Genomic DNA, 23,128 nt, shown 5'->3' on the forward strand with positions numbered 1-23,128 from the left:
GTCACGGGGACCGACGCCGCGCGTACCCCGGTCCGTCAGGCCCGGTCCGGGACCGTGCTCTCGACCAGGTGCAGGTAGGAGTTGACCGGGCGGACCCCGGTCGGCTCCAGACCCGCCTCCCGGACGAGGGCGACCAGCCCGGCCTGGGTGTGCTTGCGGCCGCCGACGTTGAGCAGCAGCAGCAGGTCCATCGCGGTGGTGAACCTGATCTCGGGACTTCCGTCCACCAGGTTCTCGACCACGATGACGCGGCTGCCCGGCTCCGCCGCCGCCGCCACGTTGCGCAGGGTCAGGACGGTGCTCTCGTCGTCCCACTCCAGGATGTTCTTCAGCAGGTACACGTCGGCCTTGACCGGGACCTCCCGGCGGCAGTCGCCGGCCAGCAGCGTCGCCCGGTCGGCGAGCGCGCCGCCCGGCCGCAGCCGCGGGTCGGCCCCCGCCACCACCTCGGGCAGGTCCAGCAGGGTCCCGCGCAGCCCCGGATTGCGCTCCAGCAGCGTGGCGAGGACGTGCCCCTGGCCGCCGGCGATGTCCACCACCGTGCCGACCCCGCCCAGGTCCAGCCGGTCGGCCAGCGCTAGCGCGGAGAGCCGGCTCGACTGGGTCATCGCCTGGTCGAAGACCGCGGCCGACTCGGGCGCGTGGGCGTGCAGGTGGTCGAAGAAGTCCATGCCGTGCAGCTCGGGGAAGACGGCCTTGCCGGTGCGGACCGCCTCGTCGAGGTGCCCCCACAGCTCCCAGGTCCACGGCTCGGTGCCCCAGAGCACCATGTGCTTGAGGGTGCGCGGGGTGTCCTCCCGTAGCAGCCGCGAGGCGTCGGTGTGCGCGTACCGGCCGTCGGGTCGCTCGCTGAACACGTCGTAGGTCGTCAGCGAGCGCAGCAGCCGTTGCAGCGCGTCCGGTTGGGCGCCCACGGCCCGGGCCAGCTCGGCCACGGTGGCGGGCTCCTCGCCGAGCGCGTCGGCCAGGCCCAGCCGGGCCGCCGCGCGGACGGAGGCGGCGCAGGCCGCGCTGAGCGCGAGCTCGCGCAGCCGGATCACCGCCTGCGGAATGGTTTCGCCGGTCGTCGTCATCTGCCGTCCTCCTCAGGCGCCGTGCTGCGTGATCAGGTCGAACGGGGCCGGTTCGGCCTGGGCGAGCGCCATCACCCGGCCGACCCGCGAGCGGAACTCCGGGGAGCCGGTCGCCTGCTTGTGCGAGACGGCGTCGTCCCACTCGGCGGTCTCCACGTAGACCTGCGCGTCGGCGGCCGAGCGGTACAGCCGGTGGGAGCGGAAGCCGGGTTGGGCGCTCATGTACGCGGTGATCTCCCCGACGACGGCCTCGAACTCGGTCTTGTCACCGGTGACGGTGAAGCGGTTGATGAAGGTGAACATGCTGGTCCTCCTGGGTCGGTCGCGGGTCAGGGCTTGCCGAGCAGCCGGTCGCGCAGATCGCGCCGCTGCACCTTGCCGGTGGCGGAGCGCGGGATGCTCTCCGCCAGCCACAGGTGCCGCAGGTGCTCGTAGTAGGGCAGTCGGGCGTTGACGAAGCCGGCCAGGGCGGCCGGGTCGACGTCATCGCCCATCGGGACGACGAGTCCGACGGCGACGGCGCCGCTCAGCTCGTCGGGGTAGTCGAAGACCACGCAGTCGGCGACCGACGGATGCCGCATCAGCACCCGCTCGATCTCGGTCGGCGACACGAGCCAGTTGTCGCACTTGAAGACGTCCTTGATCCGGTCGACGACGGACAGCCGGCCTTCCTCGTCGACCCGTCCGACGTCACCGGTGCTGAACCAGCCGTCCGGGCGCACGGCCTCGCCGTGCCCGGCGCCGAGGTAGCCCAGCATCAGCTGGGGCCCCTTGACCTGGATCTCGCCCTTCTCGCCCGTCGGCAGTACCGCGCCGGTCCGCACGTCGACGATCCGGCAGCCCGTTCCCGCCACCGGCGGGCCGCAGGATCCGGTGGTCGGCCGGTCCAGCAGGTCGAAGTGGGTGGAGGGCGAGGTCTCGGCGAGACCGTAGCCCTGGACCACCGGGACGGCGAAGTGCTCCGACAGGGCCGTCGTCGTGCGCGGCGGCAGCGTGGAGCCGCCGGACAGCACCGCCCGCAGCGAGGGGATCCGGAAGGCCGGCAGGCGCAGGTCCCCGGCCAGCCGGGACAGCCGCACCGGGAGGCTGTACAGGTGGCTGGCCCGCCAGGCGCGGGCCAGCTCCACCATCGCCTCCTGGTCCTCCGCCGGGCAGAGTAGAAGGGTCGCGCCGACCGCCAGCGCGGTGTTCAGGTGCATGAGGTGGAACGAGGGCAGGTTGTCGAGCGAGACCGAGTCCGCGCCCAGCTGGTGGGCGTGCGCCGACTGCGCGGCGTTCACCAGGAGGTTGTCGTGGCTCAGCCGCACCGTCTTGGGAGCGCCGGTGGTACCGCTGGTGAACTGGAGGCAGGCGGTCCGCGCGGCCTCGCCGTCCGGGACGGCCGCCCGGGGCAGTTCGTCCAGTACCGGTGTGCCGTCGCCCGCGTCCGAGGTCACCACGATCTGCCGCAGCGCCGGGACCCGGTGCCGCACCGCCTCGATCCGGCGGTGCATCCGGGGCGACAGCACCGCCGCCCGCGCACCGCACGCGTTCAGGACGTGCACCAGGGCGTCGTCCGAGATCAACGGGTTGAACATGGCGCTGGTGTTGCCGGAGCGGGAGATCGCCAGGAAGGTGACGGCGAAGTCCACGGTGAGCTCGGCGGCGATCGCGATCACCGTCTCCGGGCCGCCGAACGCGCCGCGCAGCGCCTCGGCGCAGCGGGTCACCCGTCCGTCGAGCCCGGCGTGGTCGAGGACCTCGCCGTCGGCGACCAGCGCCGGGTGCCGGGGCGAGCGCCGGGCCGAGCGTCGGAGCAGGTCGTCGATCCGGGGGCCGCCGATCAGCTCCGACACGGTGTCCAGCGGCGCGCCGAAGGTCGTACTGTCCGCAGAGGTAGCCATGTCGGGGTCTCCTCTCAGGCGGCCGGCAGGTCGTCCCGGCACACCTGGCGGTGGCGGACCTTCAGCTCCCCGGCCACCCGCACCAGCCGGTCCTCGCAGCTGGTGCTCAGGTGCACGGCGGCCGCACCGCCCTTGGGCGTGGCGATGATGAGCGCGTAGGTCCTGGCGAGCACGGTGCCGTCCGGCTGCTCGGCGACCTCCAGCATGCCGAGCCAGTGCCGGTGCTGGACCCCGGCGGCGGCCAGGCGCGCCGCCGCCTCGTGGGCGCCGCGCTCGATGCTCCCCCGGCCCTCCTGCGGGTGCGGGCGGGCGTTGGCGGCGAACACGCCGTCCTCGGTGAAGGTCGCGGCCCACTGGGTGACCTCGCCCTCGTCCAGGTGGCGCATCTGCCGCCCGTAGAAGTGCTGGACCTCCTCGTAGAGCGATTCGGTCATGCTCGGGCCCTCCTCGGGCGGTTGGGGATCGGTACGGCGACGACGTTCGCACCCCCGTTTCGAATCCGGTTCGAGCGCGGGCCGCGCGGGCGCGCTCCAACGGGAGTCGAAGCCGGCGGTGCAGGGTCGGGCCGAGGGGCCTGAACGAGCCCGGGAACTCTGAATCGGAGACTGATGCGATGAGCACCGAGACAACCACCGGGGTCGCCCTGGTGACCGGGGCGACCAGCGGGATCGGACTGGCCAGCACCGTCCGCCTGGCCCAGCGAGGCCTGCGCGTCTTCATCTGCGCCCGCACCGCGAAGGACGTCTCGGAGACGGTCGCGCGGCTGCGCGGCGAGGGGTACGAGGTCGACGGCGTACCCGCCGACGTCCGCTCCCAGGAGGACGTCGCCACGGCGGTCCGGACCGCGGTGGACCGGTTCGGCCCGATCGGCGTGCTGATCAACAACGCCGGGCGCAACGGCGGTGGCGTCACCTCGGCCATCAGCGACGAGCTGTGGAACGACGTGATCGAGACCAACCTCACCAGCGTCTTCCGGGTCACCCGGGAGGTGCTGACCACCGGCGGCATGGAGCGGGCCGGCCACGGGCGGATCATCACCGTCGCCTCCACCGGAGGCAAGCAGGGCGTCCCGCTCGGGGCTCCGTACTCGGCGTCCAAGGCCGGCGTCATCGGCTTCACCAAGGCGCTCGCCAAGGAGCTCGCCGCCACCGGCACCACCGTGAACGCGGTCTGCCCCGGTTATGTCGAGACCCCGATGGCGGTGCGGGTCCGCCAGGCGTACGCCGCCACCTGGGAGACCAGCGAGGAGGACGTGCTCGCCCGGTTCGAGCAGAAGATCCCGCTCGGCCGCTACTCCTCCGCGGAGGAGGTGGCGGGCATGGTCGACTACCTGACCACCCCCGCCGCCGCCTCCATCACCGCGCAGGCGATCAACGTCTGCGGCGGCCTCGGCATCTACTGAACCCACCGACGGAAGGCTGGTCGACGGATGACCCGCACACAGCACACCACCCACGACATCGACGTGGCCGCCCCCGCCGACGTCGTCTACGCCGTCATCGCCGACGCCCTGGCGTGGCCACGGCGGTTCGGACCCACCCTGCACGTGGAGCACGAGGCCCTGACGGCCGACACCGAGCGGCTGCGGATCTGGGCCGGCGCCAACGGCGAGGTGAAGCACTGGACTTCACGCCGCGAGCTGGACGGCGGCCGTCGGCGGATCCGGTTCCGGCAGGAGGTCTCCTCGCCGCCGGTCGCCTCGATGGCGGGGGAGTGGCAGGTCCACGAGCGGCCCGGCGGCGCCACCCTGACGCTCACCCACGAGTTCACCGCGGTCGACGACGACCCACAGGGCGTCGAGTGGATCACCCGGGCCACCGACCGCAACAGTCGAACCGAACTCGGCAACATCAAGGCCCTCGCCGAGAGCTGGTCGGCGCTCGCCGACCTGGAATTCGAGTTCGAGGACTCGGTGCTGGTCGACGCGCCGCTGGAGACCGTCTACGGCTTCCTCCACGAAGCCGCCGAGTGGCCGGACCGGCTGCCCCACGTGGCCCGCCTCGACCTGCGCGAGGACGTCCCCGGCATCCAGCACATGGCGATGGACACCCGCACCGCGGACGGCTCCGAGCACACCACCGAGTCGATCCGGATCTGCTTCCCCGGCACCGCCATCGCCTACAAGCAGCTGCGCACACAGTCGATGATGTCCGCCCACACCGGCCGGTGGACCTTCGAGCAGACCGGGCACGGCGTCCGGGTGACGTCCTGGCACGCCGTCGTGCTCAACCCCGAGGCGATTCCCGCCGTCCTGGGCCCCGAGGCGACCACTGCTTCCGCCCGGACGTTCATCCGCTCCGCCGCGGGCGGCAACAGCCGCGCCACCCTGGCGCTGGCCAAGCGGTTCGCCGAGGAACGCCATGGCTGACCCCGCACCGTCCGTCCTGATCGCCGGCGCCGGCCCGGTCGGGCTCACCGCGGCCCACGAGCTCGCCCGACGCGGCGTACGGGTACGGCTGATCGACGCCGCCGACGGCCCGGCCACCAGCAGCCGGGCGCTCGCGGTGCACGCCCGGACCATGGAGGTGCTCGACCAGATGGGAGCGCTCGACCGGCTGCTCCCGCTGGGCCGACGTGTCACCCACTTCACCATGCACCGCCGGGGCCGCACCCTGGTTCGATTCGACACCAACTACGAGACGATGCCCACCCGTTACCCATTCAGCCTGATGGTGGACCAGGTGGTGACGGAACGCGTGCTGCGCGAGTGCGCCGCGCGGTACGGCGTCACCGTCGAATGGGGCGTCGAACTGGTCGGCGTCCGCTCCGAGACGGACGCCGCGCTGGTCACCCTGCGCCACCCCGACGGGCGGGTCGAGGAGACGCCGGTGCCCTGGCTGATCGGTGCCGACGGCGGGCGCAGCACCGTCCGGCGCCAGCTCGGCATGCGGCTGATCGGGGACACCACCCAGGAGTGGCTGAACGCCGACGTCACGATCGACGCCGACCTGCCGCCGGACAGCAACCACCTGCTGCACACCGACCCGGGAACGCTGCTGCTGGTGCCCTTCCCCGAACCGGGCAAGTGGCGCGTGGTGGACACCAGGGACACCGGCGGAGCCGACGACCCCGAGGTCGTCCGGCGCAGGCTGACCGCCAAAATCGGCCGGGCGCTGGGCCGGCCGGTCACGGTCGGCGCGCCCAGCTGGCTCTCGGTGTTCACCGTGCAGCAGCGCCAGATCACCCGGATGCGCTCGGGACGCTGCTTCCTCGCCGGCGACGCCGCGCACGTGCACAGCCCCGCCTCCGGGCAGGGCATGAACAGCGGCATCCAGGACGCCTACAACCTCGCCTGGAAGCTGGCGGACGTGACGCGCGGTCACGCCGGGCCCCACCTGCTCGACAGCTACGACGCCGAGCGGGTGCCGACCGGGGCCGTCCTGTTGCGCTCCACCAGGACGGCCACCGCGCTGGTCTCGCTGCGCACCGTGCTGGGGCCGGCCCTGCTCACCGTCGGCACCGCCGTGCTGCGCGCGGTGCCGCCGCTGAAGCGCCGGGTCGAGGGCAAGATGATCCGCGGCTTCTGCGGGCTGGGCCTGGCCTACCCGGACAGCCCGCTCACCCTGGCGACCGACGCCACCGGTGGGATCAGGCCCGGCGACCGGGTGGGCTGCGCCGCCGGCACGGCAGGCGGGCACCCCGGCGGGGCCGCTCTCCGTGCCGAACTCGCCGATCCCCGATGGACGTTGCTGGCCGCCGAGCCGGCAACCGGGCGCGCCGCCCACCGGGAGGCGGTGGAGCAGGTGGACCGGCTGTTCGGCGCGGCCGTCTCGGTACGGGTGCTGTCCGACGCGAACGCCGACGGTAGCTCCGACGCCGACGGTAGCTCCGACGCGGACGGTCACTCCGACGCGGACGGTCACTCCGACGCGGACGGTCACTCCGACGCGGACACCGACGGCGCGCTGCGTCGTGCCCTGGGTCTGGCGCCCGGGGAGTTCCTGCTGATCAGGCCGGACGGCTACGTCGCCGCCCGGGACCGCGGCCCGGGCCGGTTCCGCCAGGTCCTCCAGGCCTGCGCCCTGCTACCGGAAGGGACCACCAGTGCGCATCATTGACCTGTCCTCGGCGATCGACGGCGGCGCCTGGGAGGTGGACGGGATCCGTCACGAGGTGCTGACGCCGGCCGACGGCGCGCGGCACATGGCCGAGGGGATGCTCCGCAACCACGGCATCGAGTTCGACATCGCCGACCTGCCCGACGGAGAACTGCTCTCCCTCGACACCCTGACCCTGACCACCCACACCGGCACCCACGTCGACGCGCCGTCGCACTACGGCACCAAGACGGCGTACGGAATTCCGCGCGACATCGACCAGTTGCCGTTGGACTGGTTCATCGGCCCGGGAGTCGTCCTCGACCTGACCGACACCGGGGTCGGTACGATCGGCGCGGACCGACTGCGGCGGGCATTCGACGACATCGGCCATTGCCCGCGCGCCGGGGACATCGTGCTCCTGCACACCGGCGCCGACCAGCTCGCCGGAACACCGGAGTACTTCACCGAGTTCGCCGGCCTGGACGGTGAGGCGACCAACTTACTGCTCGACCTCGGGGTGCGGCTCATCGGGACGGACGCCTTCGGCCTGGACGCCCCTTTCACGCATATGCTCTCGGAGTTCCGGCGTTCCGGCGACCATTCCGTGCTCTGGCCCGCGCATTTCGCGGGGCGGCAGCGGGAATACTGTCAGATCGAGCGGCTGTGCAATCTGGGTGCGCTGCCCGCGCCGACCGGATTCACCGTACACGCGCTTCCGGTCAAAATCGTCGGCGCGGGCGCGGGTTGGACTCGGGCGGTGGCACTGCTCGATTGACGGCCGCGGCCGCCGAATTCAGCGCGGCCGGTATGCGACAGGTCCCGACCACCGTGGGGTGATCGGGACCTGTCGGGCGTGCGGCCCTGTGGTCAGATCCGGCCGAACATCCGCAGCATGTACTCCTTGCGGTCCAGCGGGTTGGTGTCGGTCCGACGGCGGCTCGGGGCCGCGCCGACGGCCGGCTGGAAGCTGTCGAACCGGGTGACCAACACTCCCTCACCCTGGCTCAGCCCCGGCAGCCGCTGCTCGAACTCCTGCGCCGTGCGGGCCGGGATGGTGCCCTCCACCAGGCAGGTGCTGCCCTGCGCCTTCGTCGTCTCCGGCGTGCCACCGCACTCCACCAGGTTCAACAGGACGGTGCTGACGTTCTCGGCCGGCACCTCCAGTTCGAACCTGTTCACCGGCTCGAACACCTGCGTCCCGGCCTGCTTGAGCGCGTTCATCAGCACCAGCGGGGTGAGCTTGCGGAAGTCGCCCGCCGCGCTGACCGGGCTGGCGAACCCGGTGTGGGTCAGCGTCACCAGGATGTCGAGCACCTCCCACCCGCACAGTCCCTGCTGGAGCGTCGAACGCGCCGCCTCCTCCACCGCCTTGTGGAAGGCGTACGGCAGCGAACCCAACTCGACCGACCGCCGGAAGACGACCCCCGAGCCGGGCTCTCCGGGCTCCACCCGCAGCCCGACCGTGGCCCAGAAGTAGGTCTTGCTCCGGTAGTCGATCTCCTCCGCCGACTCACCGACCCCGATCGGCCGCTCGACGCAGATGATCCGGGTGCCCTCGAACACCACGTCCAGCTTGTAGTCCTCGGCGAGCGTCGCCTTGATGACCTCCTTCTGCACCTCCCCGTAGAGGGAGACCGAGACCTCCTGCTCCTCGTCGTTCTTGCGGACGTTGATGAACGGGTCCTGGTCGGCCAACTGCAGCAGGGCCTCGTAGAGTTCGGGCATCGCGCCGGACCTCGTCGCCCTGACCACGGTCTCCAGGCTCGGCGGCGCGAACAGGTGCTGCCCGCGCAGCCCCTCGGCGGTGCCGAGCTGGTCCCCGATCCGGATGCCCTTGAGCCCCCAGACCTTGGCGATGTCACCGGCCGACGCCGGAGCCTCGACCACCGCGGAGCCCCGGTCGAACACCTCGACCACGGTCGTCCGGCCGGGCAGCTCGACGACGGCGCCGTGCTGGTCCTGCCGGTGGATGGAGACCTTGGTGCGGCCCTTGAGCGCCCCCGTGTGCAGCCGGACATAGGCGACCTTCTCGCCGGCCCAGCCGCGTTCGATCTTGAACACCGTCCCGCGCAGCGCATCGCCGGAGCCACCGTGATTGACCGGAAACAGGCTGGTGATCCCGCCCATCAGATCGGTGATGCCGACGCCGGCCACGGCCGAGCCGAAGAACACCGGGTACAACTGCGCCGAGCCGGTCTGCCGGGCCAGCTCGGTCGTGTAATCCTGCTCGGTCAGCGCCGCCTCGTCGTCGAGGTAGCGCGCCAGGAACGCGTCGCCGTGCTCGGCCAGGACGTCGGCCAGTTCGGTGGCGAAGTCGTCCCCCGCCTCCTCCTCCGTGCCCCCCACCGCGATCCGGCGGGCCGCGGCGCTCGCCTGCGGCGTACCGATCCTCTCCACCCTGCTCATCGGGACGATGGCGGGCGTGAGTTCGGAGCGGATCGACTCCAGCAGGTCGTCGTGGCGGGCGCCCATGCGGTCGATCTTGTTGACGAAGAGGATCACCGGCATGCGCATCTTGACCAGCGTGCGCATCAGCAGGCGGGTCTGGGCCTGGACGCCCTCCACCGCGGAGATGACGAGCACCACGCCGTCGAGCACGCCGAGGGCCCGCTCCACCTCGGAGATGAAGTCCGGGTGGCCGGGGGTGTCGATGAGGTTGACCTTCACATCGCCGACGGTGAAGGACACCACCGCCGACCGGATGGTGATGCCGCGCTGCCGCTCCATGTCGTGGGAGTCGGTCTGAGTGTCGCCGCGATCGACGCTGCCGATCCGGTCGATGACGCCGGCGGTGTAGAGCAGCCGCTCGGTCAGGCTGGTCTTACCGGCGTCGACATGGGCCAGGATTCCGATGTTCACGCTTGACATGACGTGCTTCCCCTAGTTCTTCGGTCTTCGCTTGCACAACCGGAGCAACACGGATCTTTCGGGGCACGTCATTCTCCTCGTGTCGTGACAGTAGTCCAACCTGTCGCAGTCTAACAGCACTTGACGATCCGACCGCCGATCGACCCCCGTCGATCGGCGGGGGAGTATTCCTTTTGGAACAACCGTGCCGAGCGCCTGGGAATAGCAGTAGTGCCACCTTGCGCGCAGTCCCCTTGAGTCGTTGATCGAAGCGTGGATATACAGGAGTCGAGTGATTATCTCGGCGAAATCGGAGGCGTCATGAGGTTCAATGTTCTCGGCCCGATGGAAGTCCTCGATGCGGGAACCCCGTGCACACCCAGCGCGCTGAAGGTCCGGTGGACGCTGGCCATCCTGGTGATGCACGCCAATCGGATCGTCGACCTCGGCGTCATGATCGAGGAAATATGGGGCGACAATCCTCCGCGCACGGTGGTGACCACCGCGCAGACCTACATCTACCAACTCCGCAAACTCGGTCGGGTGGAGGGCCGCGACTTCATCCTCACCAAGGCGCCGGGCTACCTGTTGCTCCTGGGCGAGGAGGAGCTCGACTCCCAGGACTTCGAGCGGCTCTACAACGAGGGCGCCCGCCTGCTGGCCGACGGCCACCCCGAGGCGGCGTCGGACCGGTTGGGCCAGGCGCTGAGCCTGTGGCGTGGCGGCGCGCTGGCGGACATCCCCGTCGGCAGGGCGCTCGCCGGCCACGTGGCCGTCCTGGAGGAGATGCGTCTGCGCGCGCTGGAGAACCGCATCCTGGCCGATCAGCAGATCGGCCGGCACCGGGAACTCATACCGGAGCTACGGGCGTTGACGCTCCACCACCCGCTCAACGAGTGGTTTCACGAGCAGCTCATGCTCGCGCTCGACTGTGCCGGCAGACGCAGTGAGGCCCTGCACGTCTACCGGTCGCTCTACCGCAAGCTCGACGAGGACCTGGGCATCTACCCGTCGCAGCCGTTGCGGGAGCTGCACGACGATCTGCTCAGTGGAATCTCGCGGCTGCGGGAGCCGCGTCGGCCGAGTGCCGGGCAGGTGATGGAACTCGGCCAGCAGCCGGCCGGCTCAGCCTAGTGGCACCAGCAGGGAGGCAGCCCTGGCCTTGTTGACGGCATCGATCCGGGAGACCGCGTTGAGTTTCACGAAGACGTTCCTGAGGTGGCGTTTAACGGTGCCGGGGGCGATGCTGAGGTGGCCGGCGATGGCGGAGTTGCTCAGGCCGTTCGCCACAAGTCCCATGATCTCCCGTTCCCGTGAGGAGAGTTGGGATCCGCGTGGCCCGGTCATCCAGTCGATGCCGGAGCGGGAGGCCATGATGTACACCCGCTCCCGGTTGACGGCCAGCCCCCGGACCACGGACACCAGGCAGTCGCTGGTGACGTCCTCGCGCAGGTAGGCACTCACTCCGAAGCCGAGGTACATCTCCACCTCGCCCGGCCGCTCGCGCTTGCTCAGCACGACCACCCGGCAGCGGGCGCCGCGGGGGAGCAGCCGGCCCAGGGCCTGTTCGGTGGCCGCGTGCGAGTCGCCCACCCCGAACAGCACCACGTCGACGTGGTGTTCGGACAGCACCTCCAGCGCCTCGTCCACGGTGCCCACCGTCGCGCGTACGACCAGGTCGGGCTCGGCGGAGAGGAAGGCGTGCAGTCCTTGGCGCAGCAGCGAATTTCCTTCGAGGACGAGGACCGACGTGCGATTCTTTATCATTGTCACGATAGACCTCGTTGGTAGAAGGCGCGAATTCCCGGCCGTGGCAGCCGTTTTCGGCCCGCCGCGGAGAGCGGCGCGCCCGACGGGATTCGACGGCAACGGGCGTGTGGGGGGAGTGATATCGGGGGCTGCGCGGTGCCGAGCCCGCTGGTGCCATTCGGCCGTCCCGGCCCGGTGGTCCGCGAGGCCTCGACCGTCGGTGTGAGGTCCGGCCTCGATGCCGACGGAGGCTTGCGCGCACCGGCGTCACCTGCACCTTCGGGCGACCGCCGCCCTCGTGGGCGGCGGCGCCGACCGTCACGGCAGCGGCCACAGTGCAGGTCCGGGGTCAGCCATCAACTGGGAACGCCAACCATTCATCTTCTTCCGATCGTCGATCAGCGGCTGGTTTTCGCGGGCTTTATGGTCCAGATCACAACCCCGCTTGCCGCACAGGCAACGGGGTGCTGGAGTCCGAAGCTGCGGCGGCACCGGGACTGTTGCCGTGACCTGATGTAAGGAGAACCTAACCGACCCTCGCGGGCAGCCCAAGGGCGCTTTTTCGCCGCGTCGGAAACGGTGAGATCACGGGATGATCTCGCTCTCCGTGAACGAAGCGCGATGCCGGCCCGGCCGTGCGCATCTCGTGTGATTGGTGGGTGTGAAGAGGGGGAAGGGACTGTGAATGATCACAATCTCCGTTGCGGCTCGCGGCAACCTGGCGGCCCGTCCGCGCGGGACCGCCGCTCCCCGGCTCATCGTTGACTGAACTAGCGAGGTGAGCCGGGATGTTGGCGTGGGCAACCGCCCGCTCCGGCAGGCCGCCCCGTGCTTCTCGGGCCTGCCGTCCGCCTCCTCGGCCGCTCTCGGTTCGGCGGCCCCGGTGCGATCGGCCCTGCTGTTCTGGTCGCGCACCGGTGATGGTCGCGGGCGGCCTGATGCCGTCGGGTGACGTGACGACAGTCGAGGGAGTGATGCTGATCAGCAGATCAGCAGATCAGCCGATCAGCAGGAAGGCTTCCCACTCCTCGGTGGCGGCGCCGGTGCCCGGCTCGGACGCGGCTCAGGGATACGGGCGTGGGTGTGGGCGTGCAGGGGGCGAGGGCCGGGCCTGCCGTCCCCTCCAGTCCAGGAGGCCGGGAGGGTCGCCGACGCCTCGATCGCCTTGCCCCGTCCGCACAGCCAGCTGCCGTCGCCGCCGGGGGCGGCCCAGCGCGGGATGTCCGGCGCGCTCCGCGCCCTCATCGCCTCCGGCCACGATGGGGTTCGAGCAGGCAGGCGGCAGCTGTTGTGCGCCGATCTCCGAGCGCGGCCTGATCGGCGAGCTTCGTACGGCCGCGCTGGTCGGTACGAACGTGCTGATCACGCGGTTCTTCGCCGCGGACGGCGCGCCGCCTTCAACCTCGACCGCGCACTGGGCCGACACGGCAGCGCCCGGCCGGGCGCGGGCCGGCCGCCGGTCGGCCGGGGCCCTCAGGCCTTCCGTCGCACGGCGATGACCGCCGCGCCCAGGACGCACGCGCCGGCGGCGGTGAGGTAGGCGAGGTGGTAGCCGGTGAGCTGGTCCGTGCTGGTCGCGGCGACCAGCACCATCACCGCGACGCCCGCACTCGCGCCGATCTGCTGCGCCACGACGTTCACCGCCCCGGCGACGGCGTGCTGCCGCGCCGGGACTCCGGTGAGCCCGGCGGACGTCATCGAGGGGAAGTTCAGGCCCTGGCCGATGCCGCTGAGCACCAGGCCGGGCAGCACGTACGGAACGTAGCCGCCGTCGTGCGGTGTGCCCAGCCACAATGCGGCGCCCCCGCCGATCAGCACGAGGCCGACCGCCATCAGCGTGCGCGGGGTGAACCGGGCCAGCAGGCGTCCGGTGGCGAAGTTGGCGGTGAGGAACACGGCCAGGGACATCGGCACCAGCGCGAGACCGGACTCGAACGGGGAGTAGTCCAGCATCCCCTGGAGGTACAGCGGCGCGAAGAACAGCAGCCCGACCGATCCCATGTACTGGAGGAACGCCGCCAGGCTCGCGGCCCGGACGGACCTGATCCGGAAGAGGCCGAGCGGAAGCACCGGGTCGGCGGTGCGGTGCTCGCGCACGACGAACAGCACCAGGAAGGCCACCGCGGCGCCGAGGACGATCCATGCCGTCGCCCCGTCACTGCTCACGCCGACGATGAGCAGGGTGAGGCCGAGCGTGCCCGTGATCGCGCCGGGCAGGTCCAGCCGGCCGCTGTGCCCGGCGCCGCCGGGCAGTCCGGCGCGGGTCGCGGCCAGTACGGCGAGCCCGAGCAGCACCGAGAACCACAGCACCGAACGCCAGCCGAGGAACTGGGTCAGTACGCCGCCCAGCATCACCCCGCCGCTGAAGCTCGCGGCGCCGACCGCCGCATACACGCTGAAGGCCCGGTTGCGGGCCGGACCGGCCGGAAACGTCTCGGTGAGCAGGGCCAGCGCGGCCGGGCCCGACAGGGCGGCGCCGATGCCCTGGACGGCGCGCGCACCCAGCAGCACCGCGGTGTCCGGAGCCAGCGCCCCGACCAGCGCGGACACGGTGAACAGGGCGACCCCGACCTCGAACACCCGTCGTCGGCCCAGGACGTCGGCCAGTCGGCCGCCCACCAGCAGGAAGCCGGCGAACGTGACGGCGTAGGCGGTCATGACCCACTGGAGCGTGGTCTCGTCCAGGTCGAAGCGCGCTCCGACCGACGGCAGGGCGGCGTTGAGGACTCCGAGGCCGCTCACGTCCAGGGCGAGCGCCCCGGCCAGTACGCCGAGTGCCAGCCCCGGCCGGAGCGCCGGCTTGACCGCGGTGTCGGTGGTACCGGTGGTGCCGGTGGCGTCCGTCATGCGGGCCTGCCGTCGACGTCGCGGCCGGTGAGCCCGGCTAAGGAACGGTCGGCACGGGCTGACGCCGCATCAAGGTTCTCAACTGCCATGGGGGTCAGCTTGCATGGGTCGCTCAGCCGCTGTCTACCCCCGTCGCGTGCCGGTGGGGCGCGCCTTTCGCGGGGTCGTGCGCCTATCCCGGCCGGGGCGCGGTGATGCGGGGGCGCCGCCGAGTCGAGGTGCCATTTCGGACCGCCGACGGCTCCCACTCGAACCGGACACTTGGAGATCAAATCTCGCCACTGCCTCAACCAGCCCTCGAATGGCGCTTGTCTCACCATTAACAAACTGGCACTCTGCTGTCCGCCGGTCGGATTAGCACTGACGATCCATTTTGCCTCAATCAGCATACTCGTCGCGCTTGACCAAATGGACCTTGGAGCCCATCGACAGTAGCCGTGCAGGTGAAGATTCCGCGTACGCGATCCTGTCGTCGATGCACTCGCGGACCGATGTGACCCAGAGACGCCCGTGATTTCTCCCGCGGTGAGAACGAGCTGCGCCGCCAGCTGAAACAGCGGTACACGAACGGGAGTTCTCGCCCGCCGTGAACGTGGGGATCGGAAACGCCGATCTCATCCGCACGCCAACCGTCGGCCCCACCCAGGAACTTGATGCGGCGAAGGGGACCCTCCGCGTCATGAGCCGCCCCCCGTATCCGGCTGCCCGGGTGCGGACCGCCCCCCCTGACCGGTCGGCCGTGAAGCTCCACCCGTCCATTCCATCCGCCCTGTTGAGGGAGTCGCCGTGCCCCGAGAGCGCGCAGCGCGAGACATTTCCGCCGTAACGGATTTCCTGCTTTCCCGTGTTGTCGAGCTGCTGGACGTGTCCGCGAGCACGGTGGACCGCTCGGCGCCGCTGCACCGGTACGGACTGGACTCGCTGAGATCGGTGACCCTCGCGGCCTCGCTGTCCGAGTTCCTCGGCTGGCAGGTCCCGGCCACCTGGATGTGGCAGTACCCGACGGTCGACGCGCTGGCGCGTGCGCTCGTCGACGGTCCGCGTGCCGCGGAGCCCGCCCCGAGTACCGAGCGCCGCCGCCTGCCCTCGCACGAGCCCGTCGCGATCGTGGGCATCGGCTGCCGGTTCCCCGGCGGGCCGGACCCGTCGTCGTTCTGGCAACTGCTGGTCGAGGGCGGCGACGCCGTCGGGCCGGTACCGGCCGCGCGACGCGAGCTGCTGAACGACAGGGTGCGCTGGGGCGGCTTCATCGACGGCATCGACCGGTTCGATCCGCTGTTCTTCGGCATCTCGCCCCGCGAAGCCGTCCAGATGGACCCGCAGCAGCGCCTGATCCTGGAGCTGTCCTGGGAGGCGCTGGAGGACGCGGGCATCGCCCCCCACAGCCTGGTCGACAGCGACACCGGCGTGTTCATGGCCTCCTGTTGGGGCGACTACGCCGCCCTGGCGCACTACCGCGGCCCCGACAGCCAGATCACCCCGCACACCGCGACGGGCATGCACGACGGCATCATCGCCAACCGGGTCTCCTACGTCCTCGGCCTCCAGGGCCCGAGCATGGCCATCGACGCCGCCTGCGCCGGATCGCTGGTCTCGGTGCACGTGGGGTGCCAGTCGATCTGGCTGGGCGAGAGCGACCTGGTGCTGGCCGGCGGCGTGAACCTGAGCTTCGTCTCCGACTACTACACCGCCATGGACGCGATGGGCGCGCTCGCCCCGGACGGCCGCTGCAAGTCCTTCGACGCCCGCGCCAACGGCTACGTCCGCGGTGAGGGCGCCGGCGTCGTCGTACTCGCCCCGCTGAGCGTGGCGCTGGAGCGCGACCTGCCGGTGTACTGCCTGATCAAGGGCAGCTCCTCCAACAACGACGGCCTGAGCAACGGCATGACGGCGCCGAACCCCCAGGCGCAGGAGAAGATGCTCCGCACCGCGTACCAGCGGGCGGGCATCGCACCGCACCTCGTGGACTACATCGAGTGCCACGGCTCCGCGACACCCCTCGGCGACCCGATCGAGGCCAACGCCATCGGCGCGGTCCTCGGCGGCGGCCGTACGGAGCCGCTGCGGCTCGGGTCCGTCAAGTCCAACGTCGGGCACCTGGAGGCGGCCGCCGGCATCGTCGGCCTGGTCAAGCTCGCGATGTCGATGCGCAACGGCGTGCTGCCGCCGAGCCTGCACTACAGCGCGCCGAACCCGCAGATCATGTTCGACGAGTACAACCTCACCGTCCAGGACCGGCTGACGCCGTGGCCGCGACGCTCCGACGCCCGCCGGGGCGGCGTCAGCTCGTTCGGGTTCGGCGGCGCGATCTGCCACGTCGCCGTCGAGGAACTGCCGCGCCCCGAGAGCTCGCTGCTCCTGCTGGCCGCGGACTCCCGGGAGGCGCTGGCCGAGCGGGCCCGGGCGCTGCGCGACGAGAGCGACCTGCGCGAGCTCTGCCGCCGGACGCCCGGCGACGGCCCGTTCCGGCTCGCGGCCACCGCCCGCGACATGCCCGAACTCCGCTCCCAGCTGGACGCCTTCGGCAGCGGGGCGAAGGCCGCCGGGCTGAGCGTCGGGGAGCGGACCGGACGCAGGCCGCGGGTGGCCTTCCTGTTCTCGGGCAACGGCTCGCAGTGGGTGGGCATGGGCCGGCAACTGCTCGCCGGAATGCCCGTGTTCCGCCGGTCCATGATGAAGTCCGACCGGCGGATGCGGGAACTGCTGGGCTTCTCGCTCGTCGAGCAGCTGATGTCCCCGGACGGCCGCATCGACGACATGGACGTCTTCCAGCCGCTGCTGTTCTCCCTCCAGGTCGCGCTGGCCGAGGCCTGGCGCTCGCTGGGGGTGGAGCCGGACGTCGTCGTGGGGCAGAGCGTCGGCGAGTTCGCCGCCTCCCACATCGCCGGCGCGCTCGACTTCGACGACGCCTCCCGCCTGGCCGCCCACCACGGCCGGCTCCTCCAGCAACTCGCGGTGGGGCGCGGCGAGGGCATCGTGGTGATGACCGCTGCCGACGAGGTCGAGCCGTACCTGACCGGCCGGCTCACCGTCTCCGGCCACAACGGCCTGAGCTCCACCCTGGTCACCGGCACACCGCAGGAGATCGACGACCTCGTCCAGCGGCTGACCGCGGCGGGCGTCACCAACCACCGGGTCCGGATGGGCCACGCCCCGCACTCCCCGCTGGTCGACCACGTCCTCGCCCCGCTGAAGGTCGAACTCGACGGCATCAGGCCCCGGACCACCCGCATCCCGATGATCTCGACGGTCACCGGCGAACGCGTCGACGGCGCCGAGCTCGGGCCGGACTACTGGGCGGACAACCTGCGCCGGGAGATCCGGGTGGTCGACGCCCTGACGAACCTGCGCGACCACGACGTCGACGCGGTGATCGAGATCAGCCCGCACCCCGTCCTGCTCAAGTCGGTGTCGGAGATCCTGACGGCGACCACCCTGCCCTCGCTGCGCCGCGGCGCCGACGAGGCCTCGACCCTGCTCGGCTCGCTCGGCGCCCTGTACACCGCCGGCCTCCCCGTCGCGGCCCACCCGTTCCTCGCGGGCGACCGCGGGCGGCACGTCACACCGGGCCGCAGCGACGCCGCCGCCGACGAGCAGGTGCACCTCGTCCCCGTCACCGCCCGGACGGCCGGCGCGCTGACCGACACCTGCCGCGAGCTGTCCAACCACGTCGAACGCGACGCGGGCCTGCGGGTCTCCGACCTCGCCTACACGCTCGCCGCCAGGCGCACCCACCACAACCACCGGATCGCCCTGTTCGCCCGCAACCGGCAGGACGTCCTGGACGGCCTCGCCCGGGTCGCCGCCGGCCAGCCGCACCCCGACGTCGTCACGGGCACGGTCTCCGGCAACGTCGACCGGCGGGTCGCGCTGGTGTTCTCCGGCGGCGGCACCCAGTGGGTCGGCATGGGCCGCGAACTCCTGCGCTCGCACGCCGGCTTCCGCACCTGGATGACCGCCTGCGACGCCGCCGTGCGCGCGGCCGGCGGCTGCTCGGTGCTCGACCAGCTCGCCGCCCCGGCCGACGAGGCCAGGTACGAGGAGATGGACTTCCAGCAGCCCGTGCTGTTCGCCCTCCAGGTCTCGCTGGCGAAGGTCTGGCTCGGACTCGGCATCCAGCCGACCGCCGTCGTCGGGCACAGCCTGGGCGAGGTCGCGGCCGCCTGCGTGGCCGGCGCGCTGTCGCTGGAGGACGCCGCCCGCGTGGTGGTCGCCCGGTCGCACCTGCTGGAACGCAAGGCCGCCGCGGGCGCCATGATCTCGGTCGACCTGCCGGAGGCGGAGCTGCTGCCGCGGCTCGCCCCCTACGCCGCGCACGCGGCCGTCGCCGTGGTCAACAGCCCCACCAGCGCGGCGGTCTCGGGCTCGCCCGAAGCCGTCGACGCCCTGGAGGCCGACCTCAAGCGGGACGGCATCTCGACCCGGCGGATCCGGGTCGAACGGCCGGTGCACAGCCCCGGCATGGACCCGCTGCTCCAGCCGCTGCGCGCGGGCATCGACGGCATCACCCCGCTGACACCCGGCATCGACTTCCACTCCACGGCACTGGCCGACACGGTCAACCCGGTCGCCGACGTCGACTACTGGGTGCACAACCTGCGCAACCAGGTCCGGTTCGCCGAGACGATCGGCGCGCTGGTCGACCAGGGCGTCGGCACCTTCATCGAGATCGGCCCGCACGAGACGCTGCGCGGCGCGGTCGAGGAGATCGCGCTGACCCGTGGCGCCCAGGTGCACGCGATCAACTCCCTGCGGCGCGACGAGAGCGACGTCCGCTGCCTGCTGGGCGCCGCCGCGTCGTTGTACGTCAGGGGCCTGCCGCTGACCTTCGACCCGCTGTTCGCCGACGACGTCGAGGTCGTGGAGACGCCGCTCGTCCAGTGGCAGAAGGACCGCTACTGGATCGACACCGAGCCCCGCCCCGCACACGCGCCGGCCCCGGCCCCGGCCGTCGAAACCGTGGCCGCGCCCGTGGCCCGTGTGGTGGAGGAGGAGCAGCCGGCGGAGATCCGGCCGGTGGCGGAGGTCGTCCTCGCCGAGCTCGCCGACGCGCTGGGCGTGCCGGTGAGCAGGTTCGACGTGAACGCCAGCATGCTCGACTTCGGCCTCGACTCGATGCTGGCGATCCGCCTCGTCAACAGGCTGCAGTCGCTGTTCGGGCACCGGGTGTCGCCGGTGGTGTTCCTGGACGGCCGGCCCATCTCCGAGGTCGTCGGCCACTTCGTCGGGCTCACCGCCGGACCGGCCGCGCCCGCGACGGCACCGCCCGTACCGGCAGCCGCCCCCGCTCCCGCCCCCGCCCAGGCCCCCGAGGCCGAGCCGGACCGGACGTACCTCGACGAGCTGTCCGAACTGGACGCCGAGGAGCTGGTCGACGAACTGGACGCGCGCGGACTGCTGGAGGCCACCGACGCCCCGGCCCTGGACCAGCTGCGCGCCGACGGCCTCGGCCTCGCCCTGGCGCCGGCCTCGCACGGCCAGGCCTCGCTGTGGTTCATGCAGATGGTCGCGCCGGACGCCGTGCCCTACAACTTCATGGTGACCGCCCGGATCCGGACCGCCGTCGACGAGAAGGCCCTGGAGCGCGCCGTCCAGGCCGTGATGGAGCGCCACCCCGCCCTGCGCACCCTCTTCGTGGAGGCGGGCGGCAGCCCCTACCAGGTCATCCTGGACGAACCGGTGTACGAGTTCGTCGTGGCGGACGGCACCGACCTGGACGACGAACAGGCCCGCGAGGAACTGGCCCGCTACGGACACGAGCCGCTCGACCTGGACAACGGGCCGCTGGTGCGGATCGTCCTCATGACGCGCGGACCGGCGGACCACTACCTGCTGGTGCTCGTCCACCACATCGCGTCGGACGCGGCGTCGGCCGACGTCATGATCCGCGAACTCCAGGAGTACTACGAGGGCGCCGACCCCGCCGACAGCGCGCCGGTCGCCCCGTACACGGAGTTCGTCGAATGGGAGCGGCAGTGGCTGGCCGGCCCGGCGGCCGGCGCGGCCCTGGACTGGTGGTCGCAGAAGCTGGCCGACCCGCCCGCCCACCTCGACCTCTCCACCAAGGAGCGGCCGCCGGGCGTCACCTACGAGGGCCGCGACCTCGCATTCCGCTGGAGCGCCGAACAGACCCGCCTGCTGCGGGAGTTCGCGGTGCGCGAAGGCGTGTCGATCAGCACCGTCGTACTGGCCGGGTTCTTCGCCACGCTCAACCGCGCGGTCGGCACCGAGGACGCAGTGCTGGCCACCGCCATCGCCCAACGCGCCGAACCCGGCTGGGAATCCGCCATCGGCTACTACCTCAACACCGTGCTGGTGCGGGCGAACCCCGCCGGTGACCGCAGCTTCCGCGAACTGCTGCGCGAAGTCCACGCCTTCTCGCTCGGCCTCCTGGAGCACATGAACTACCCCCTCGACCTGCTGGCCTCCCAACTGCGGCCGCCGAGGGCCGAGGGCCGCTCCCCGTGGTTCGACGTGGTCGTCAACTGGCTGTCCTCGGACGCGTTCCCCCGGTCCGTCAAGCTCTTCCACGGCATCGGCGACACCATCACGCCCGACGGCGCGCTGCCGCTCGAACCGCTTCAGGTGCGCAGGCACCTCGCCAAGTTCGACCTCGAAATCTCGATGGCCGACATCGACGGCGAGGTGGCCGGCCACGTCCAGTTCAAACCGAGCTACCTGGAAAGGCAGACCGTGACGGCACTGCTCGCGCTGTACCGCACCGTGCTCTTCGACGCGATCGCCCAACCCGACCGGGCCCTCGGCGACTTGGCGCCGACCGGCCTCCCCGAGGAGACGGACCAGTGACCGAGACCCTGCACTCCGCGTTCGTCGAGCAGGCGCTCAAGAACCCCGACGCGACCGCCGTCTACTCCGACGCCGGCGTCCTGACCTACGGCGAACTGAACGAGCGCTCCCGGGCGTTGGCCGAACGGCTGGTCGCCGACGGCGCGGGCCCCGGCGTCCCGGTCGGCATCTGCGTCGAGCGCACCCCCGACCTGCTCGTCGGCATCCTGGCGGCCCTGCGCGCCGGATCCTGCTACCTGCCGCTGGACCCGAACTACCCCGCCGACCGGCTGACCTTCATGGTCCAGGACAGCGGGACCCGCCTGCTGCTCACCACGCCCGCGTCCCGGGCCAGTTGCCCGCCCGGACCGACCGTGGTCGTGCTCGGGGAGAGCGTGACGACCGAGCCCGGCGCGAAGCCCGCCGCGGTCGTGCCCGGCGACACCGCGTACGTCATCTACACCTCGGGCTCCACCGGCAGGCCCAAGGGCGTGGCCGTCCGGCACAGCGGCTGCGTGGCGATGCTCGCCGAGATGGACCGGGTGCTCGACGGCTGCGACCTGAGCGGAGTCTCGGCGGCGAGCTCGGTCTGCTTCGACCTGTCCGTGATGGAGATCTTCAACGCGCTGTGCCGCGGCGGCGCCGTCGTGCTCGTCGAGAGCGCCGTGCACCTGCCGGAGAGCCGGTACGCCGACAGGATCACCCACCTGAACGTCGTCCCCTCGGTCATGAACAGCCTGCTCGACGCCGGAGCCCTGCCCCCGAACGTGCGCACCGTCGTGTTCGGCGGCGAGGCCCTGCGCCGCAAGCTGGTGGACCGCACCTACCGGGAGACCAGCGCCGACCGGGTGTTCAACGCCTACGGCCCCACCGAAGGGACGGTCTTCTGCTCGTTCGGGCCGGTGCCCGAGGACGGGACCGACGAACCGACGATCGGCCCGCCGACGACCAGCGACCGGGTCTACGTGCTCGACGAGCAGCTGAAGCCGCTCCCGGCCGGTGAGCCCGGCGAGCTCTACCTCGGCGGCGCCGGCCTCGCGCACGGCTACGTCAACCGGCCGCGCACCACGGCCGAACGCTTCGTGCCGGACCCGTTCCGCAACGGCGAACGCATGTACCGCACCGGGGACGTCGTCAAGTTCACCGACGACGGCGAACTCCGCTTCCTCGGCCGCACCGACCACCAGGTCAAACTGCGCGGCTACCGCATCGAGCTGGAGGAGGTCGAGGCCCGGCTCACCGGCTGCCCCGAAGTCCGGGAGGCCGCCGCCGTCGTCCGGGGCAACCGGCTCGTCGGCTACGTCGTGCCCGCCGGCGACGACGCGCCGCAGGGCGGCCCCCGGCTGGACGCCGCGCTCCAGAGCGCCGTCACCGGCAGGCTCGCCGTCGAACTGCCCGACTACATGGTGCCCGCGACGCTCGTGGTCCTCGCCGCCCTGCCGCTGGGGCCGGGCGGCAAGCTCGACCGCAACGCGCTGCCCGAGCCGCCGGCCGCCGACACCGGCGGGCCCCTGACGGCCGCCGGCACGCCGACCGAGGTCGCCCTGTCGGAGATCTGGGGCCAGCTGCTCGACCTCGAACCGTCGAGCATCGACGTGCAGTCCGCCTTCTACGACCTCGGCGGGGACTCCCTGCTGCTCATCCGCCTCGCCCGGCTGATGACCCGGCGCTTCGACCGCCGCGTCCGGGTGCCCGACCTCTTCAGCTTCCGCGACATCTCCTCCCTCGCCCGCTGGCTCGACGACGAGAGCGGCGCCACCCCCGAGGCGGTCCAGTCCGCCCGCGCGCGCGCCAACACCCGCCGGGCCGCGCTGCGCGGCCGCGGCGGCGCCACCGGCCGCTGAGCCGCGAGCCGCTGAGTCTGCTGAGCCACCCTCACCCGAAACGAAGCAGGAGCCTCCCC

The 23,128-nt window shown here is 71.8% G+C and carries 14 protein-coding genes; 7 read left to right on the forward strand and 7 right to left on the reverse strand.

Annotated elements, in window-relative coordinates; all coding sequences use genetic code 11:
• Nucleotides 1–35: 35 nt before the first annotated feature.
• From ACFVHI_RS13095 to ACFVHI_RS13110, 4 genes are read right to left on the reverse strand one after another with little or no spacing between them, the layout of a single operon-like run.
• Nucleotides 36–1,073, reverse strand: a complete 1,038-nt coding sequence (locus ACFVHI_RS13095) for a methyltransferase (RefSeq protein WP_380338637.1) — start codon at nucleotides 1,071–1,073, stop codon at nucleotides 36–38.
• 12 nt (nucleotides 1,074–1,085) lie between these two features.
• Complete coding sequence (locus ACFVHI_RS13100; protein ID WP_063346332.1) at nucleotides 1,086–1,376, reverse strand: antibiotic biosynthesis monooxygenase; 291 nt, start codon at nucleotides 1,374–1,376, stop codon at nucleotides 1,086–1,088.
• 26 nt (nucleotides 1,377–1,402) lie between these two features.
• Nucleotides 1,403–2,956: a class I adenylate-forming enzyme family protein gene (locus ACFVHI_RS13105; protein WP_063346331.1), complete on the reverse strand. Its 1,554-nt coding sequence runs from the start codon at nucleotides 2,954–2,956 to the stop codon at nucleotides 1,403–1,405.
• 14 nt (nucleotides 2,957–2,970) lie between these two features.
• Entirely contained in the window at nucleotides 2,971–3,390 is a 420-nt protein-coding gene (locus ACFVHI_RS13110) for a nuclear transport factor 2 family protein (protein ID WP_063346330.1), read from the reverse strand.
• 179 nt (nucleotides 3,391–3,569) lie between these two features.
• On the opposite strand from ACFVHI_RS13110, the gene ACFVHI_RS13115 reads away from it, so the two are divergent.
• Genes ACFVHI_RS13115 through ACFVHI_RS13130 form a run of 4 tightly spaced genes read left to right on the forward strand, consistent with a single transcriptional unit; the run spans nucleotide 3,570 to nucleotide 7,771 of the window.
• Complete coding sequence (locus tag ACFVHI_RS13115; protein ID WP_063346329.1) at nucleotides 3,570–4,358, forward strand: SDR family NAD(P)-dependent oxidoreductase; 789 nt, start codon at nucleotides 3,570–3,572, stop codon at nucleotides 4,356–4,358.
• Nucleotides 4,359–4,385: 27 nt separating this feature from the next.
• Nucleotides 4,386–5,324, forward strand: a complete 939-nt coding sequence (locus tag ACFVHI_RS13120) for an aromatase/cyclase (protein WP_380338642.1) — start codon at nucleotides 4,386–4,388, stop codon at nucleotides 5,322–5,324.
• Nucleotides 5,317–7,014 (forward strand): FAD-dependent oxidoreductase, encoded by a 1,698-nt coding sequence (locus ACFVHI_RS13125; RefSeq protein ID WP_380338645.1) that lies wholly within the window; start codon nucleotides 5,317–5,319, stop codon nucleotides 7,012–7,014. Before ACFVHI_RS13120 ends, ACFVHI_RS13125 begins: the two co-directional genes overlap by 8 nt.
• Nucleotides 7,001–7,771 (forward strand): cyclase family protein, encoded by a 771-nt coding sequence (locus ACFVHI_RS13130; protein WP_063346326.1) that lies wholly within the window; start codon nucleotides 7,001–7,003, stop codon nucleotides 7,769–7,771. Before ACFVHI_RS13125 ends, ACFVHI_RS13130 begins: the two co-directional genes overlap by 14 nt.
• 92 nt (nucleotides 7,772–7,863) lie before the next feature.
• On the opposite strand, the gene ACFVHI_RS13135 is transcribed toward ACFVHI_RS13130, so the two are convergent.
• Nucleotides 7,864–9,864, reverse strand: a complete 2,001-nt coding sequence (locus ACFVHI_RS13135; protein ID WP_063346325.1) for a translation factor GTPase family protein — start codon at nucleotides 9,862–9,864, stop codon at nucleotides 7,864–7,866.
• Between the two features lie 300 nt (nucleotides 9,865–10,164).
• Between ACFVHI_RS13135 and ACFVHI_RS13140 the strand changes: the two genes are divergently transcribed.
• Nucleotides 10,165–10,977 carry a BTAD domain-containing putative transcriptional regulator gene (locus tag ACFVHI_RS13140; RefSeq protein ID WP_380338649.1) on the forward strand — a complete coding sequence of 271 codons (813 nt, stop codon included), beginning with the start codon at nucleotides 10,165–10,167 and terminating at the stop codon, nucleotides 10,975–10,977.
• On the opposite strand, the gene ACFVHI_RS13145 is transcribed toward ACFVHI_RS13140, so the two are convergent.
• Nucleotides 10,969–11,610: a LuxR C-terminal-related transcriptional regulator gene (locus ACFVHI_RS13145; RefSeq protein WP_063346323.1), complete on the reverse strand. Its 642-nt coding sequence runs from the start codon at nucleotides 11,608–11,610 to the stop codon at nucleotides 10,969–10,971. The genes ACFVHI_RS13140 and ACFVHI_RS13145 overlap by 9 nt on opposite strands.
• Before the next feature lie 1,455 nt (nucleotides 11,611–13,065).
• Nucleotides 13,066–14,439: an MFS transporter gene (locus ACFVHI_RS13150; protein ID WP_380338652.1), complete on the reverse strand. Its 1,374-nt coding sequence runs from the start codon at nucleotides 14,437–14,439 to the stop codon at nucleotides 13,066–13,068.
• A gap of 786 nt (nucleotides 14,440–15,225) precedes the next feature.
• Between ACFVHI_RS13150 and ACFVHI_RS13155 the strand changes: the two genes are divergently transcribed.
• Together ACFVHI_RS13155 and ACFVHI_RS13160 are read left to right on the forward strand one after the other, a co-directional pair.
• The gene (locus tag ACFVHI_RS13155) at nucleotides 15,226–21,246 is read left to right on the forward strand and encodes an acyltransferase domain-containing protein (protein WP_380338655.1); all 6,021 of its coding nucleotides are present in this window, start codon (nucleotides 15,226–15,228) and stop codon (nucleotides 21,244–21,246) included.
• A complete protein-coding gene (locus ACFVHI_RS13160) occupies nucleotides 21,243–23,069 on the forward strand; it encodes an amino acid adenylation domain-containing protein (protein WP_380338658.1) in 1,827 nt (608 codons plus the stop codon). The genes ACFVHI_RS13155 and ACFVHI_RS13160 overlap by 4 nt, the downstream gene beginning before the upstream one ends.
• The last annotated feature ends 59 nt before the right edge of the window (nucleotides 23,070–23,128 follow it).

The sequence above is a fragment of the Kitasatospora sp. NPDC127121 genome (assembly GCF_042677305.1).
Classification (GTDB): Bacteria; Actinomycetota; Actinomycetes; order Streptomycetales; family Streptomycetaceae; genus Kitasatospora.